Below are 16,696 nucleotides of genomic sequence, written 5' to 3' on the forward strand. Positions count from 1 at the left end.
CTAGAAAATTGCGCAAGTATATCTTAGCTCGCCATATCTACCTGTTGGCGAGCTAAGATATACTTGCGCAATTTTCTAGCCCGAAAGACCGGCCGCAAGAAATGCCAGAGCCCGAGAGACGGCGCCAGACGCGTTCCTTGTTCTTCACCTTGAAGCCTTCCGCCCTAACGCTCGACGAGTTTTGCGAAGACCGCGGCACGCGGTGTTTACCGCGGGAAAACCGGACGGAACCGCCCTTTTTATGACGCAAAAGGCGCGCCTGCCTACGCCTACAGTTAACCAACAGCAAAAGAGTAACGTTAACGAATCCCTAAATTAGTTGACTATGCGGCGCACAGGTATATCTTTCTATACGTTGGGTGTGCAATTTGGGCGAGCAGTCCGCGGTGGTGGCAACCATGTTCGTGGATCGCGACTTAGGGGCAAAGGGACGCTGAGCGGCAGCACATAAAGCCGTACGGCAACGACCCCGCTTACTCAGACAAAACACACGTTTCTGGCGAGTCCGCGCATGCGGAGGGATCGCCATGATTTCACCTGGTCGGGCAACGCTGTTGCCCCGGCCCGGAACGATGATGCGTGGGTGTGTGCGAGTATGAGGTCGCCATGGGTAGGGTCATCAAGGTTCTGAAGCTGGACACCAAGCCGGGACGGAGGCGTGCCGATCAAGGACGCGCGCTGGTCGCCGGCGGAGCAGGATTTCTGGGTTCTCATCTGTGCCAAAGGCTGCTTGCCGATGGATATGAAGTCATCGCGCTGGACAATTTCCACACGGGCAAGCGCTACAACCTGTCAGCGATAGCGCGTGACGCGACTTTCACCTGCATCAGGCACGACATCGTCGAGGAACTGCCGACGGACCTGGCTGTCGACGAGATCTACAATCTCGCCTGCCCGGCTTCTCCGCCGCATTATCAGGCCGATCCGATCCACACCTTCAAGACCAGCGTGCTCGGCTCGATCAACCTTCTGGAGCTCGCGCGGCGACACAACGCCAAGATCTTCCAAGCCTCGACTTCGGAGGTCTATGGCGATCCGCTGGTGCATCCGCAGCCCGAAGGTTACTTCGGCAATGTCAACACGCACGGTCCGCGCTCCTGCTACGACGAGGGCAAGCGCTCGGCCGAGACGCTGTTCTTCGATTACTCACGGACATACGGCATCGATGTCCGCGTCGCGCGCATCTTCAACACCTATGGCCCTCGCATGCGGCCCGACGACGGCCGCGTGGTGTCGAACTTCATCGTCCAGGCGCTGCGCGGCGACGACATCACCGTCTACGGCAGCGGCGCGCAGACGCGCTCCTTCTGCTTCGTCGACGACCTGATCGAAGGCTTCGTGCGCCTGATGAACGCCGCCGTGGCCCCCCAGCACCCGGTCAATCTCGGCAACCCCGTCGAGTTCACCGTCATGGAATTGGCCGAGCTGGTCATCGACTATACGAATTCACGCTCGCGCATCGTGCACCGGCCGCTGCCGGTCGACGACCCCAGGCAGCGCAAGCCCGATATCTCGTTTGCCAGGCAGCATCTCGGCTGGGAGCCGAAGGTTGCGCTGAGCGAAGGCCTCGCCCACACCACTGCCTATTTCGACGCCGTCCTGGGCGGACGCCGGTTCATCGCCCCGCGCAGGGTCCAGGCATCAACCGCCAGGGAGGCAACGGCATGATGACCCGCCGCCCCGTTCTGGTGACGGGTGGCGCCGGCTTCATCGGCAGCCATGCCTGCAAGCTGCTGTCGGCGGCGGGCTACTTGCCGGTGGTCTACGACAATTTGAGCCGCGGCAACGAGAAAGCCGTCGCCTGGGGGCCGCTGGTCGTCGGCGACATCCGCGACCGCGAAGCGTTGCGGCGGGCGATCGAGACTCACAGACCACAGGCGATCATCCATTTCGCCGCCCTTGCCTATGTCGGCGAGTCGGTCAGCGCGCCGGCGGATTACTATGCGACCAATGTCGGCGGCACCATTGCCGTACTGGACGCCGCGCGGGCAAGCGGCATCGACAAGGTGATCTTTTCCTCGAGCTGCGCGACCTATGGCGTGCCGGAAGCATTGCCGGTGAGCGAGGCCTCGCCGCAGAAGCCGATCAGCCCCTATGGCCGCAGCAAGCTGATGGGCGAAGAAATCATCAGGGACTATGCCGCTGCCTATGGAACGAGATACGCGATCCTTCGCTACTTCAACGCCTGCGGCGCCGATCCCGAAGGCGAGCTTGGCGAGTGGCATACACCCGAAACCCACCTCATTCCGAGGGTGCTGATGGCGGCGTCCGGCATGATCGAGGCGATCGAGGTCTTCGGCGCCGATTACGAGACGGCGGACGGCACATGCGTGCGCGACTACATCCACGTCAGCGACCTCGCCCGCGCGCATCTCATGGCATTGATGCATCTCGAGGCCGGCGGCGACAGCCTGTCCGTCAATCTCGGCACCGGCCGAGGCATCTCGATAAAGGAGATCCTCGAGGCCGTCGGCCGCGTCACCGGCCGGACGGTCCCGGTCGCCTATAAACCGCGCCGGCCCGGCGACCCGGCCGGGCTGTTCGCCGATCCCAGCCTTGCACAAGAGCAGTTGGGCTTTGTGGCGGAATTTTCCGATCTCGACACCATCGTCAGGACGGCAGCGCCCTTCTTCGGGCTCCGACCGGCCCTGAAGCCGAAGGTTTTCAAAGCGTCCGCCGACGTCTCGCGCGCGAAGCGCGCGCCGCGCGGCATGAACGCCGCGGAAAAACGCCAGCCTGCACGGCTGGCAGTCGTCCCTGTGAGTACTGTGTCGGGGCGTGGGCTCGCTGAGCTGGGTTGAGGGCTTGTCTCAGCGAGCCTCTTAGATTTGATCCGCCGGGACAATTCCGAGCGGAAACTGCTAGAGCAATTCCAGGACGTGTGCAGCGGTTTTCCGTCCGGAAATTGCGTGAGCAAAGAGATAGAGCGGGTCGGCGTTTCCGTGAAACGGCCAGCCGCTCTAGGCATTTTTCTGGACGTGCGCCAGCAGCGACTAACTCTTGGGATCGACCAACTTGCGGGCCTTTTCAAAATCGACGCTCCTGGTATCGCCCGCCTGAATTTTCTTGAACTCGTCGGCCGAATTGTCCGAAGCGTGCCTGAAGCTGTACCACCGGCCATCCGGATCCCTCCGTTGCTGGACGGTCCCGTTCAGGACGCGATGGCTGAAACAGGTGCGGATGGGCTGTGCCGCATAGGCCGTGGACCGCCAGACGAGCTCCATGCACATCTTGCCATCATTGCTGAGATGCCATGTGCCTTCGGCGAAGGACGTTGAACCAGGCTTTGACGTCCAGGCACGCATGCGCCTGTCCTGGGCGAAATAGGCGGCTCCGTCCTCCCAGTTCCAGGTGCGGTCGGCATAGAACAACTGCAACTCAAATGCCGTCGGCGTGGTGCCTGCTTGTGCCGCTGCCGGAGACCCAGCGCCGGCTGCGTGAGCAACGCCGGACAGCGCCACTACACCGCAGAAGAGCAGAAGCATCAGGTCCGTGCGCCGCGCAGAACGACGGCACCTCACGCTCCGCGCTGGTCTGGACGGCAATATTTTTCGAACTGCAGGAATGATGAGCGATAACATTTCGACGACGCCTTTCGATCTGGCGTCACTACCCAGATTGGGTATTCGATCCCAATGCGCAGCTACCGCCCCCACGTGATATTAACTGCCGCTCGAGGAATGGTGTCAACCTTCCCGTCGCAGCGAGCCAAGATCGCCCGCGGACGGTGATTGCGGCCGCGCCAAAGCTTGTGGATGGGCAAGCCGCTGGTTTATAGGATCGGCCGCTTATGATGGAGCAGAAACGTTGAACGGGCCGGCGACCACGGAAGGGCTCGGAATCTTGGCGCCTCGCCAGGCCATTGGAAGCCGGCAAGGGAGCCGGCGGCCTGGAGCGGTCCCCTGCCGTGCGGCCGATTTGGAAATCGAAGCAATTACCCGGAATGCGGCGGTCGACGCCATTCGGAGAACTGGTTGAAAAGAGCATTCTCGATAATCGTCACCCTGGCGCTGCTGGCCTGGCTTGCGGCAGACTCGCGCTGGAAGATGGTGGGCGACGCCTTCGCCAGCATCACGCCCGGCGCCTTCGCTGCGGTGACGCTGGCGCTGTTCGTCACTTATGTGCTGCGCGCGCTGCGGGTCTGCGACGAGTTCCGCGACGACGTGAACGGCCGCTTCGGCGCCTGCCTGCGCGTCATCCTGATTCACAACGCCATGATCAACGTGGTGCCGTTCCGCGGCGGCGAGACCGCCTTCCCGCTGCTGTTGCGGCAGGTGTTCGGCATCTCGATCGTGCGCGCCGGCGCTTCGCTCCTGTGGTTCAGGCTGCAGGACGCCTTCGTCGTCGGCGTGCTCGCGTGCCTGGTGTGGCCCGGTCTTCACCCGGCGCTCAGGGCCGCGGGAATAGCAGCGCTGATTGCCGCCGCCTGGTATCTGCCGCGTTGGGCGCGCGCGCCGCATGACTGGGCCGGGCGCGGCAGCATCGTGTCGAAGCTCGGCAAGCTGCGCGATATCTTCACCGAGGCCACGGGGCGCTCTCGCTACGGCTGGTGGTGGACGGTCGCCAACTGGACGCTGAAGCTTGCCGTGCAGGGATGGCTGCTCGCCATGCTGCTCGGCACCTCCTTCCAGACTGCCTTTCCCGGCGCCGTCGGCGCCGAGGCCGCCGCCATCCTGCCGGTGCAGGGCGTCGCCGGCTTCGGTACCTACGAGGCGGGAGCCGCGGCCGCACTGCTTTATTCCGGCATCGCCATGAAGGACGGGCTGCAGGCGGCGCTGGCGCTGCATCTGTTCATCCTCTGCTCGGCCGTTGCCACCGGCGCGGTCGCCTGGCTGTTTCCCTCGAAATCGACGCTGCCGGAGACGCCGGCTACGGGACCCGCAAGGAAATGACTGCCATGGACATGCTTCCCATTCCTCAGTCGGGGCTGCCTGCCGGTGCCGTCATGCCCGAGCACCAGCTTTCCATCGTCATCCCGATGTATAACGAGGCCGACAACGTCGAGCCGCTGATCGTGCGTATCCACCAGGCGATGGAGAATTACAGCCAGCCCTGGGAAGTGGTGCTGGTGGACGACGGCAGCACCGACGCCACGCCGAATGAAATTCGCCGCCTGGCGGCCGAATACGGTGCGCATGTGCACGCTGTGGAGCTGGTGCGCAACTTCAAGCAGACGGCGGCCATGCAGGCAGGCCTCGACGCTGCCCGCGGCGATGTCATCGCGACGCTCGACGGCGACCTGCAGAACGATCCGTTCGACATACCGCGCATGGTCCATCGACTGCTGACCGAGGACCTCGACCTCGTCGCCGGCTGGCGCAAGAACCGCCAGGAGGGTTTCTGGATGCGCCGGCTGCCGTCACGCATCGCCAACTCGCTGATCGCGCGCGTCACCGGGGTTCGGCTGAAGGACTATGGCTGCAGCCTCAAAGTGTTCCGCGGCAGCGTCATCCGCAGCGTCAGGCTCTATGGCGAAATGCATCGCTTCATCCCGGCCTGGCTGGCGACGGTGACGACGCCGCGCCGTATCGCCCAGGAGGTGGTAACGCATCACGCCCGCATCCACGGCCAGTCGAAATACGGCATCTCGCGCACCTTCCGCGTGGTGCTCGACCTGGTCTTCATGTTCTTCTTCATGCGCTACCGCACCAGGCCCGGCCATTTCTTCGGCGGCATCGGTATCGTGTTCGGCGTGCTCGGCTCGCTGATCCTTGCCTACCTGTTCAGCTTGAAGGTGTTTTTCGGACAGGACATTGGAACGCGCCCGATGCTGTTCACCGGCTTCTTCCTGGTCATCGCCGGCCTGCAGATGGTAACGTCGGGCGTGCTCGCCGAGATGCTGTCGCGCGTCTATCTCGAGGCCAATGTTTCGCTCGCCTATGTGGCGCGCCCGCAGCCCGCGCCTGGCGAAGGCGATGGCTGGCGTTGGCCGAGCCCGCCGGCGCAAGCCAAGAAAGCCCCGAGACGGAAATGATCCCGCCCCTGCCCTCATCCGAGGTCCGCGCATGACCATCCTTGTGACCGGAGCCGCCGGCTTCATCGGCAGCCATGTCTGCGAGCGCCTGCTCGCCCGCGGCGACGCCGTTGTCGGCGTCGACAGCATGAACGCCTACTACGACCCGGCATTGAAGGCGGCACGGCTCGCCCGGCTTTCCGGCCGGCACGGATTTTCGTTCCAGCAACTCGACATAGCCGAGCCGGGCGCGCTGGCGGCGAACCTCGAGGGAACGCTGCTTAGCGGCATCGTGCATCTCGGCGCCCAGGCGGGCGTGCGCTATTCGCTCGAAAATCCGCGCGCCTATATCCACGCCAACATCGCCGGCCACCTGGAGGTGCTGGAGCTCTGCCGTGCATCGCCCGAGATCAAGCATCTGGTCTATGCCTCGTCGAGCTCGGTCTATGGCGGCAACACCAAGGTGCCGTTCGTGGAAAGCGACCGAGTCGACAATCCGGTGTCGATCTACGCGGCGACCAAGAAGGCGGACGAGCTGATCAGCTCGACCTATTCGCATCTCTTTGGGCTGCCGCAGACGGGCCTGCGCTTCTTCACCGTCTATGGCCCCTGGGGACGACCGGACATGGCGGCCTGGATCTTCACCGAGGCGATGCTCTCCGGCAAGCCGATCCGCGTCTTCAACCATGGCGAGATGTGGCGCGATTTCACCTATGTCGACGACGTTGTCGAGGGCGTGATTGCGGTTCTCGACAAGCCGCCGGCGGCCGGCCGCGAGCGCCACCGCATCTACAACATCGGCAACAGCCAGCCGGTGCATCTCGGCCGCTTCATCGAGACGCTGGAAGGGCTGCTCGGCGTGAAGGCCATCCGTGAGGATCTGCCCATGCAGCCCGGCGATGTCGAGAAGACCTTTGCCGACACCAGCGCGCTAGAGCGCGACATCGGCTTCAAGCCGAAAGTGCCGATCGAGGAAGGACTGGCGAAATTCGTCGACTGGTACCGGCGGGAATGGCGGCGGGAGGGCAAGCTGTAAAGCGAAGCGCTGCCGCTGATGCCCTGCCCTACATGCATCCTTCGATAAACGGACCGCTGACCCATAGCGAGCCGTTGGTATACATGGCGGTTCCGCTGTCGTCGGTGTAGCCATGGGATTGCTCGTCCACGTGCAGCTTGCTGTTGGGCACAAGCTGCCCGTTCACTTTTATGCTCTTGATGAAAAGGTTGCGATCGCCGGGCCGGCCGTCTCCGGCCCACTCGTCGTTGACATAACGAATTTCGATCGTCTTTGGATTGGGCACGCCGCTAAGGTCGATGTGGAACGGTTGCGCCTCGACGGCCGCCTCCGTCAGTTCCGCCACGCGCTGCTCGCCTGTCGAGGCCTTGCTCTCCTTGCCCTGGACGGCGATCTCGCCAAGGCGCTTGCCGTCGGCGAAGACGTCGAAGCGAGGCTGACCCTGGTAGTCGGTGCCGGCCGCGTCGATCTCCAAGCTTGTGGCTGTGCAGTGCCCCGCGTCTCCGGCCGCGTTGGCGACAAGTGTGGCTATGCGCCGCTTTTGCGATTGCACCCAGCCGGCAATCGGCTGCAGCAGCGCCGTTCGATCGCTCAAGCCTTCTTCGAATAGGTTCGTCTTTTCGCCGGGATCGGCCTTAAGGTCGTATTCCTCGACCTTGCCGGTGGTAGCGTTGAAAATCACCTTTCGATCATTATCGCGATAACCGAGCAAGGAGCCGGCCCACGGATTGAAGAAGAAGGTCCTGTTTGGCCGTTGCTCGCTGAACAGGCTGCGGCCCTGCCACTGCTCGGGCAATGGCAGTCCCAGTATGTCCATGATCGTCGGAGCGATGTCGACGATGCCGCCGACCGGATGCGCGACTTCGTCATGGAAAAGGTGCTTGTTGATCATTATCAGCGGAATGTGGACGTTCTCGTCGTAAATCGCGGTGGCATGGACGTAGTCGCCATGTTCTCCGAACGCCTCGCCATGGTCGCCAAGGACGACAACCAGCGTCGAATCGAGCTTGCCGGACTGCTTCAGTGAATCGAGGATTTCACCGAACGCCGCGTCGCCGACCTTCAGGGCGTTGAGATAGGCATTGAATTTTTCGTCATTGACGTAGTGCACCGGCCCGATGTCTTTGGCGGAAGGCACCATCTTCGAGAACATCGGGCTGCCGGTGATGTACGGATAATGGGTCATGGCCGTGAACATGATGCCGAAGAAGGGCTTCCGCGGATCCTTCCTCATCCAGTCGATGATCATTTGGGCCGTGCAGAGGTCACTGTTATAGTCCATGTTCTTCCACTGCTCGGTACTGAGATTGAAGGTCGGGGTGGCGCATTTCTGCCCCCGATAGTCCTGGATGACGTCCAGTCCCTTGTTGAGCAGGAACTCGTCCACACGCTGGAAACGGGAATCGGCGCTCCAGAAGAACCCGGTGCGAAAGTTGTGCTTGGACAGGGCGTTGGAGATCGTCTCCAGCGGCAGGTACGGATATTTGGCGGTCATCCCGTAGAATGAGATGTCGTTGTACATCGAGGTCAGCAGCGAGAAGATTGAGTAGTGCGTGGACGGCGCATGCGCATAGATCTTGTCGAACCGAATGGAATCTCCGGCATAGCTCTTTATGTTTGGCGTGATCGGATACTGGCCGCCAAAGGTCTCGATGTATTTCGACGGCACCGACTCCATCATGAAAATCAGCACGTTCTTGATCGGATTTGGCGTCGGCGCCTTGAAGCTTGAGGTTTCCGCCGGACGCTCCCCGACGCTGGCGACATCGGGATCATCGCCGCCGGCGCTCATCGCAAAAGTCACCGGCGTCGAACTGAACCACGCCGACTGAACGAAATACACGATAGGATTGTCGACCTTGGATGCTGGCAGCGACTGAGCGCGCACATGATAGCCGCTGCCGACCAGGGCTGCGCCAACGCACAGAACCAGAGCGATGAGAAACCTCTTGCGGCCTGCGGAACTCAGCCGCTGGCACAAACTGCCCGCGGCGTAGCCGAGGGCCAGCACCAGAACGATGGACCCGAAAAGGATCGCGGCATCCCTCACGTTGAGGGCGTCGCCCATCGCGCTCTTGGCGTCGGCATTCTGCAGGAAGTCGCCATAGACCAGCCACTGGAAGGTGAAAGGCTCACCCAGCATCTTGACGAGATTGATGTTGGCAAATCCCCAGCCAAGCGACACCAGGACCACGAGATAGAAAAGGGAGGCGACTGCCGCGGATGCGAGCCGGCTTGACTTTGTAAGGAAGAGCAGGATCAGCGTTGCCGCCGTCACCGATGTGATGAGTATCAGGTCGTAATAGCTTGCCGCCAATCCCATGGGAATGGACGCCAGGCCTCCCTGAAATGTCGTTTGCGGATCGACGATTACGGCCCGGTAGATGCCCAGCAGAAGCCATAACCACAGGCTGGTGCAAATGACGCGCAAGGACGTCCGCGTGAAGCGAAGTTCCTGCGTCAATGCAGGTTTCGTCCTCGATCCCGTCTGGCCGCCCTCGGACCGGCTCGCCGAGCCCATACCGCCGCCGATACTCATGAGATTGCCCACCGCCAGTTTGTGCTCCGGCCAGAAACCACGGCCGGCAGCTTTCAAACCTCGTGCGCAAAATCGGTTCGGGGCAGGAAAGAGTCAACAAAATCAAGTGTGCGTTAACGACGTCTCTTCAGAACTGGTTAACCGCAAACATTGAAAGACGATGGGCTTGCCAAAGCGCCGATCAGCATGGAAGCGGCCAACTTGCGGCAGCGAAGAAGGCTGAGACCGTGTTGCGGGCCGGCCCGGCTTCATTCCGACGTCAGCCGAACGCGTACAGATCGTCCGTCGAGACTGCCCTGAAATAGGTCACGAATTCCCAGTAATTCTCGATGCGGTCGACGAAAGGCCGCTGCGGCGGCTTCAGGATCTCGGTCTCGAAGTGGTCCAGTCGCTGGGAACCGCCGAGATAGGCAATGATTGCATTGCCAACCAGTGGATCGCCGATGTCGCTATAGTGGATCGGGAAATACGGCTGTCGGGTCTCGAACAGCACGGATCTGATCTTTGCGCGAAACAGATTCAGCTCGCGCAGAAACGCGTTGAAACGTTCTATGTCGAAATGCACCTTCTTTCTGGGGCTGTCGGCTGCGAACCGATCGGTGGCATGGACTGTCCATACTCCGGATGCTTCCGCTTCGAGCAGCGAGACGAAGGACGCGATCGGATTCCTGACAAGCCAGAGCTTCTTGACGCTTTCATCTTCCAACACGGGGAGTATGGCCGCGCGCGTCTGGTCGGGAAATATGTGAAAACCGACGAAGCGAGCCGACGGATCGTCGAAGATGCGCGCGGTGAACTGCTCCGGCTCGGCATCTCGCAAATCGACCCGATCGCGCGGCAGATCGATCTTCTCGTGATAGTCATGGCGCAAGCCGACGAAGCTCGGATTGAAGATTTCGCCGTGCAGGACCATCCCGTCATACTGGTTGAGATGGCGATTGAGCGCTTGAGAACCGGTTCGTGGCGAAGCGATCAGCACGAACTTCTGACAAGACTGCATTCACGCCACACCCGTTGGAGTTTGCCCGAACATACACAAACGACCTCTCCGTTCAAATGTGCGCGGCCGCTTGAAACGGCAACGGCGGGCGCCCTGAAGCACCCGCCGTCGTCGGTGTCCCAGCACTTGCTGCGGGGTTCAACCGCCGCGCAGGCGCGTTGGGCTGAGGCTCGCAATGGTCGATCGCTGTTCGGCGGGACAAGTCGGCAGGAACCGGCTCGCATCCGCATAAGTCATGGTGGTGACGGAGTTCTTCAGGCCGCCGCGCTTGGCGATCCAGCCGCGAACCCAGCCAGGGTAGTTCTTCATCATGAAGTCGGCCGCGACCTGGTTGCCGCGCGCCCCGGCGCCATACGGCAGGTGGAAGCCGAACGATGCGTTGCGCGTAACGCAGACCTTGCTCTTGGGCATCGCCAGGTAAAGCGTGCAGGCCGAATCGCACGCACCGTTGAAGCGCACGAAACCGCCGCTGCGGCGCATCTTCAGCATGCGGATGGCATAGTCGATTACATAGCCGCCGCGGTCGCCGCTGATCGTCTTGACGTAGCCCTTGCCAAGATTCATGCGCGGACGCAGCAATTGGTCTGCCGAGCTCGTCGAAATCATCGCGCCCGTCAAGGCGAGCGCAGCGAGAAACTTCAATATCGTTTTCATTCGCGCCTCCTGCTATGCCGTGAACGGTTAGCCGGGACGCGTAAAGATTGGTTATGCCGTGTCGATAAACTTGTAACAATCGCTTGATTGCACAGTCTTTTTAGGAGCCGCTTGATTGCATTGGTTTATCAACGCCGCAGAAGGATGATCACTGAAAAGTAAATCCGGCATGGTCAAAGACCAGAGAAGCGTGGAAGCCTTGCCGGTCGATTTGGGTCAGAGGAACGTTCAATGACCGCTGGAAGCAAGCCGAAGCCGGAAGGCGGTCGTCGCCGCATCTGCGTGGTCACGCCTGCGATCCGGCGCGACGCCGATAAAGACGATGCCTCGGCGCCCGGCGAACTTGCAAGGCTCTTCGCCGAAAACGGAGACGACGTCACGCTGCTGTGGGTTGCCGGCCGGGACGTGCCATCCACGGACGAGGTAGCTGCCCGCCGGGCGGAGTTCGGGGCCGCCTCGGTCAAACTGGAGGTTCTCGACCGGTCCGACCAGCTGCTTCCCTCGCTGGCGACGCCCGAAAGCCGCTCCGCTGCGCTGCTGCATTATCTCGAGCGGTGCAGTTACGATCTGGTCTACGCGCCGCTGGAGGGTGGCCTGCCCTACTTCACCCTGCTCGCGGCGGAGACCGATGCCTTCGCCACGCCGCCGATCGTCCTCCTTGCCCGCGCTCCGCAAGAATGGGCGCATGAGGCCGACAAAACATTCATGGGCAGCACAGAGGCGATCGCCACGGCCTACATGGAAAAGTACTGCGCCGAGATGGCCGACAGGACGGTCTGTGCATCCGCCGCCCTGCGCCAATGGATGCTGTCGAGAGGCTGGAAGGTGAGAAAGGCGACGGTGCTGCCGCCACCGCTTCGGGCCGTCCGGACCGAAGCGCCGCAGCCACCCATCGCGAGCAAGGCGCGTGAGCTTGCCGCCCTGGCCGGATCGCGCTTTCGTGACGGGCTGACGCTGCTCTGCGACGCGCTCGACATCCTCGCGCAATCGGCGCCCGAAGGGCTGACCCTCACCGCGTTCGGTCCATTCGGCAAGATCATGGGCGAGCACAGCGGCGGACTGCTTCTGCGGCGCGCCGAACGTTGGCCGTTCCGGCTCAAGCTGTTGCCGCGCGCGACCCTCGAGGAGAGGCTCGACTACCTCGCACGCAGCGGCGCCTTGGCCGTTGTCCCAAGCCTTGCCGCATCGACCGGCGAGGCCGTTGGCGCATGCACCGCGGCAGGGCTGCCCTTCGTCGCAACCAATGCCGGCGCGAATGCCGAAGCCTGGAAGGCTGAAGCCGGCCAGCCGCCGCTGGTCGAGCCCGACGCGGCGCAATTGGCGGCCGCCATGCTGGCGGCGCTCGAGAAGCCGCCCCGGCCACGGCGGATCGATATGACGGGGCCCGGCCGCAAGGCATGGCTGGATACGCGCCCTCTGCCCGCTGCCCGGAAGCGCATTCGCAAGCGGCCCCAACCGGCGCCCCTGGTTTCGGTGGTGATGGCGCATCGCAACCGGCCGCTCTATCTCAAACAGGCCATCGAAGCGGTCGAGGCGCAAACCTACGGCAATCTTGAACTGGTGCTGGTCGACGACGGAAGCGATCTGGAAGAAGCCAGGCAATTGCTGGATACGTTGGAACCAGGCTTCGGTAAGCGCGGATGGAGGATCCTGCGCCGGCCGCACAAGCATCTTGGCGCCGCCCGCAATGCCGGAGTGCGCGCCGCGCGCGGCGAGTTGGTCCTGTTTGTCGACGACGACAATGCGCTTTTTCCGGAAGCCGTCGAGCATTTCGTCCGTGGCATGGCGGCATCGGGCGCGGACATCTGCACGGCCTTCCAATTGCTCTTCTATGAGGATTTCGTGCCCGAGGACCGGGCCGACGGCCTGATCCAGTATCTGCCGCTTGGCGGCCCCGACGCGCTGGGCCTGATCCACAACGTCTATGGCGACGCCAATGCGATGGTGCGCCGGTCTGTTTTCTCGCAGATCGGATTTTGGCTTGAGGATCCCGGCTATGCCATGCACGACTGGGAGTTCTTCGCGCGGGCGTCACTCGCCGGGCTCAAGCTCAGGCCCATTCCAAAGCCGCTCTACTGGTACCGGTCGAAGCCGGACGGCATGTTCCGCACGTCGAATTGGTACGACAACCGCTTGCCTGTCCTGGAGGCGTTGCGGACGCTGCGATCCGATGACACCCGGCTGCTCCACCAAATGGCCATCGCGCAGAACACGGCGCGTTCCGAAGTCAACAGCGCGCGCGAGAACCTGAAATATAAGCCTGCCGATCGCAAATATTTGGCTCTCAGCGACCTCGAGCCGAACGGCGAGGCAGCGATCGAGACGCTCGCCGGCATCGCCGCTTCGGTCGGCCGCCACGATACTGCCACCGCCTTGCTTGGAGACGGTCTCGCCAGGCCGCAGCCAGACGCATCAGGCAGAGCCGTGGCGGCCGGCGCTTCAGGCGCGCTCGCTTACGACGTGCTGAGGAGCGCAAGGCTGCTTACGCCGCGCACTGCAGCGCTGCCGTTGTTGCTGGTGGCGCCCGACGGCGGCGGCGTGTTCCTGCGCCCGCATGCGGAGGGTGCGGTCGCAGCATCGATCGATCATCAATTCCCGCCCTTCTTTCGCAGAATAGAGGCCGCCATCGAACTCGCCCATGCCGAGGCTCCGGCAATCGCGTTCGGCCTGGCGCTCGCCCGCCCGGACCGGCCTATAGACTGGCAGCAGGATGTCGGCGCGCAGACAATCGGCTTTTCCGGCTGGATGACGGTCCGCGACAGATTCGTGCGCCACGCCTTGGCGGCGACGGTCAATGTCAGGCGCAAGATGCCGCTTTCGATCGTGCTCGCGGTGCGCTTCGTGGAAGGACCGAACGGTGCTCCGAGCAACGCCTTCTTTCGGACGCTGACGGTGTTCAGCGACTAAAGCAGGACGTTCGAAATCTGAACTCGACATGCTGCCGGTTCGCCTGTTTTTCGGCGCCGCATTTCTGCGGCCACGACGCGATTCAGCCCCGTCGGCGAGAAATAGCCTTCACAGGCCCAAGCAGCCGCTCAAAGTTAACCATCTCTCAAGCCGATTTCCTCCGATATGGTTGACAAATTGCTAACAAATCAATAGTATCAACAGCCTATGGGGTATGTAGTGGCAAGGGTGGGCGTAATGCGTAAGATACAGTCGCTACTTCTGGGCGGACTCAGTCTGCTCGGGTTGAGCGTCGCGTTTTCGAATGCGGCGCAAGCGCAAATCGAAGTTGCTCCAATCAAGGAAGCCGAGCTCGCCTGCGAGCAGGCCCTCAAGATCGGCACCATCGAGGCGCTAGAGGACTACCTGCATCGTTATCCGAATGCGCCAACGGCCTGCAAAGCGCTTGCTTTGAACAGCTTGTCGCAGTTTGCCGGGGGCGGTGGGAACGGCAATGGCGGGGATGGCGGCGGCCGCTACGGCGGATAATTGCCGGCGGCATTTCGCCAATAGATCGTCAGATCAGCTGGCCGCGGTTTCCTGTAACCGCGGCCAGCCCGTCGCGACGAATTCGGCGTAGCGATCCGAGGTTTTCATCCAGCCGAGTTCCACGAGCTGGGTAGTGTCGCCGCGATAGCGCACGGACCGGTCGTTGCGAAGCGAGAGTTTCGGATTGCGCTCCAAGGCCTCCATATAGGCGGCGCGCTCTTCGAGCGTCTTTTCTTTCAGTTGCGCATTCTCGCCTAGCGAGGATGCCGATTTCTGCTGGAAGCCCCAAACAAATTTGAAGTGCAGCAGCGCGACGCGGAGTTCGCTGAACCGCACCTTGCTGATGGTGTGCTGCGCCGCGTGATAATGTGTGTCCCTGCTCCACCGCACGATCGGCACCTTGGTCAGGCACGGTGGAAAGGTCTGCTTGAAGCGGCCGCGCCAGAAAACGCGCTCGCGCACCCCGCCGAACATTTGCTCGGGAGGATAAAGTCCATCCCGCGCGCGCAGCCATCCCGGCTCCGGATCGAAATAGGAGGATGCGTGCACCAAAGGGATGCTGCCGTCGTAGCTGCACTCCGCCAACGGTCCGTCCGGGTACATGTCGATCATGGATCCGATCACAGCTTCGGCGCCGGTCGACTCGAGATAATTGAAAAGCCGGCGCAGGCTCACGCGCTCGAGATCGGGATAGACAAGAAGCTCGTCGGCATCGACGGACAGACACCAGTGGCCGGAACCGAACACGCGCATCAATGTGTTGATCCATCGCGGCGGGGTGATGTTCTCGGCGAAATGCGACCCCTCCGTGTGGAAACAATGGCTGTCCGGCTGCTCCAGGACTAGTTCTCGCGTCCCGTCCGTCGAGCCGTTGTCCAGGAAGAAGAACCGGTCGACTCCGAGCCTTCGATAATGTTCGAGAAGATGCGGCAGCAACGTCCTCTCGTTGCGCAGTGCAACGAAGCACAGAATCTCGTCCTTGCGCACGTCAAGCGGCCTATGGTCCAGCCGCTCAAGGTGTTTTGGAGGTCGATGGGCAAGCATGCGAACGCCAATCAATACGGTTTGCGCGAGGAGCCTGGACAGGCTTGCGATGATTATCCCGGTCAGACGATTATCAAAGTGTTATCCACCTGTTGGCAAGACTGCTGCGGCTGAGGATCGAGGGGGACCGATTGAAGGTTGGTTCGAAGACGGGCGCAATCTCTACGCCTAAGCGGCAGTCAAGCCACAAACCCCGCAGGGTGTGTGTCGTTTCCGAAGTCGAGTTCGGCTCTACGGTTACCGCTGATCCAGGGTCGGCGACGTATGCGCTGGCGCAGCACCTGGCGAAAATCGGCGACACAGTCACGCTGCTATGGGTGCCGAGCCCGCTCGGCAGCCAGCCCGACGAGCAGGAGATCGACAGGCTCGCCAAATGGAGCTTCGATAATTTCCTGGTGCGCCTCGAGCTGCTGCCGCGGTCACCCGAATTGCTGCGTGGCCTGGAGTCCAGCGACAAGAATTCCGTAGCCGTCTACCACTACCTCAAACAGAACCCCTTCGATGTCGTCTATTTCGCGCTTGAAGGCGGGCTGGCGCATTTCCCCACCGTCGCCAAGCGCACGGGTGTCTTTGCCGACCCTCCCATCCTCGTGGTGCTCGCGCATGGGCCGCTCATGTGGGATCTGGAGGCTAACGCCAGGGCGATCGAACGCAAGGAGCAGATGACCGTCGCCCATATGGAGAGGACCTCCGCCGAAACCTGCGACCATCTCGTCGTCACAGGCCAGTCCCTGCTCGACTGGATGAACAAGGCGGGGTGGAGACTGCCGGCCAGCCAGCACATCGCGACGCCGTTGGAGCCCGAGGAGTGGCGTTCGAACTTCGCCGTCGATCACTACCGGCCCCGGGAAAAACCGGCCGCCGAGGTGGTTCATTTCTCGGGCACCAAGACGCGAAGCGGACTGACGCTGTTTTGCGACGCACTGGATCGCCTGGCCGAGAATGGCGTGACGGACCTGGCCGTGACCATCGTCGGCGCATTTGGTCATGTGCTCGGCGAGCATTCGGGCGGCATGATCCTGCGGCGCGCCCGGCATTGGCCCTTCAAGCTGAAAC

Annotated in this window: 13 protein-coding genes; 8 read left to right on the forward strand and 5 right to left on the reverse strand. The window is 62.2% G+C overall.

Going from position 1 to position 16,696, the window contains the following annotated elements:
- Positions 1 to 606 precede the first annotated feature (606 nt).
- On the forward strand, positions 607 to 1,668 hold the full coding sequence (locus EOA75_RS14190) for a UDP-glucuronic acid decarboxylase family protein (RefSeq protein WP_127324484.1): 1,062 nt from the start codon (positions 607 to 609) through the stop codon (positions 1,666 to 1,668).
- Entirely contained in the window at positions 1,668 to 2,801 is a 1,134-nt protein-coding gene (galE, locus tag EOA75_RS14195) for a UDP-glucose 4-epimerase GalE (RefSeq protein ID WP_127324491.1), read from the forward strand. Before EOA75_RS14190 ends, galE begins: the two co-directional genes overlap by 1 nt.
- A 192-nt stretch (positions 2,802 to 2,993) precedes the next feature.
- Here the strand turns inward: galE and EOA75_RS14200 are convergent, their stop codons facing one another.
- Positions 2,994 to 3,581, reverse strand: a complete 588-nt coding sequence (locus tag EOA75_RS14200) for a DUF995 domain-containing protein (RefSeq protein ID WP_245460536.1) — start codon at positions 3,579 to 3,581, stop codon at positions 2,994 to 2,996.
- 393 nt (positions 3,582 to 3,974) lie between these two features.
- Between EOA75_RS14200 and EOA75_RS14205 the strand changes: the two genes are divergently transcribed.
- The 3 genes from EOA75_RS14205 to EOA75_RS14215 are packed head-to-tail and all read left to right on the forward strand — an operon-like array spanning position 3,975 to position 6,989.
- Positions 3,975 to 4,892, forward strand: coding sequence for a lysylphosphatidylglycerol synthase domain-containing protein (locus tag EOA75_RS14205; RefSeq protein WP_127324485.1), 918 nt, complete (start codon positions 3,975 to 3,977; stop codon positions 4,890 to 4,892).
- 5 nt (positions 4,893 to 4,897) lie between these two features.
- On the forward strand, positions 4,898 to 5,974 hold the full coding sequence (locus EOA75_RS14210) for a glycosyltransferase family 2 protein (protein ID WP_127324486.1): 1,077 nt from the start codon (positions 4,898 to 4,900) through the stop codon (positions 5,972 to 5,974).
- A 31-nt stretch (positions 5,975 to 6,005) separates the two neighbouring features.
- Positions 6,006 to 6,989, forward strand: coding sequence for an NAD-dependent epimerase/dehydratase family protein (locus EOA75_RS14215; protein ID WP_127324487.1), 984 nt, complete (start codon positions 6,006 to 6,008; stop codon positions 6,987 to 6,989).
- Positions 6,990 to 7,017: 28 nt separating this feature from the next.
- Here EOA75_RS14215 and EOA75_RS14220 read toward each other — a convergent pair whose 3' ends face one another.
- The 3 genes from EOA75_RS14220 to EOA75_RS14230 all read right to left on the reverse strand — a co-directional run bounded on the left by EOA75_RS14220 (position 7,018) and on the right by EOA75_RS14230 (position 11,161).
- Positions 7,018 to 9,432, reverse strand: a complete 2,415-nt coding sequence (locus EOA75_RS14220) for a sulfatase-like hydrolase/transferase (RefSeq protein WP_164747383.1) — start codon at positions 9,430 to 9,432, stop codon at positions 7,018 to 7,020.
- 334 nt (positions 9,433 to 9,766) lie between these two features.
- Positions 9,767 to 10,507, reverse strand: a complete 741-nt coding sequence (locus EOA75_RS14225) for a sulfotransferase domain-containing protein (protein ID WP_127215831.1) — start codon at positions 10,505 to 10,507, stop codon at positions 9,767 to 9,769.
- A gap of 138 nt (positions 10,508 to 10,645) precedes the next feature.
- On the reverse strand, positions 10,646 to 11,161 hold the full coding sequence (locus EOA75_RS14230) for a hypothetical protein (protein ID WP_245299612.1): 516 nt from the start codon (positions 11,159 to 11,161) through the stop codon (positions 10,646 to 10,648).
- A gap of 231 nt (positions 11,162 to 11,392) precedes the next feature.
- On the opposite strand from EOA75_RS14230, the gene EOA75_RS14235 reads away from it, so the two are divergent.
- Both EOA75_RS14235 and EOA75_RS14240 read left to right on the forward strand, forming a co-directional pair.
- The gene (locus EOA75_RS14235) at positions 11,393 to 14,068 is read left to right on the forward strand and encodes a DUF6212 domain-containing protein (RefSeq protein WP_127324489.1); all 2,676 of its coding nucleotides are present in this window, start codon (positions 11,393 to 11,395) and stop codon (positions 14,066 to 14,068) included.
- A 237-nt stretch (positions 14,069 to 14,305) separates the two neighbouring features.
- Positions 14,306 to 14,596: a hypothetical protein gene (locus EOA75_RS14240; RefSeq protein WP_127215833.1), complete on the forward strand. Its 291-nt coding sequence runs from the start codon at positions 14,306 to 14,308 to the stop codon at positions 14,594 to 14,596.
- A gap of 33 nt (positions 14,597 to 14,629) precedes the next feature.
- Here the strand turns inward: EOA75_RS14240 and EOA75_RS14245 are convergent, their stop codons facing one another.
- Complete coding sequence (locus EOA75_RS14245) at positions 14,630 to 15,583, reverse strand: glycosyltransferase family 2 protein (RefSeq protein WP_164747384.1); 954 nt, start codon at positions 15,581 to 15,583, stop codon at positions 14,630 to 14,632.
- A 257-nt stretch (positions 15,584 to 15,840) separates the two neighbouring features.
- Between EOA75_RS14245 and EOA75_RS14250 the strand changes: the two genes are divergently transcribed.
- Positions 15,841 to 16,696 (forward strand): glycosyltransferase family 4 protein (locus tag EOA75_RS14250; protein ID WP_164747385.1); only part of this gene is annotated, 856 nt, incomplete at its 3' end.

This window comes from Mesorhizobium sp. M1A.F.Ca.IN.022.07.1.1, from assembly GCF_003997575.1.
In the GTDB taxonomy this organism is placed as follows: Bacteria; Pseudomonadota; Alphaproteobacteria; order Rhizobiales; family Rhizobiaceae; genus Mesorhizobium.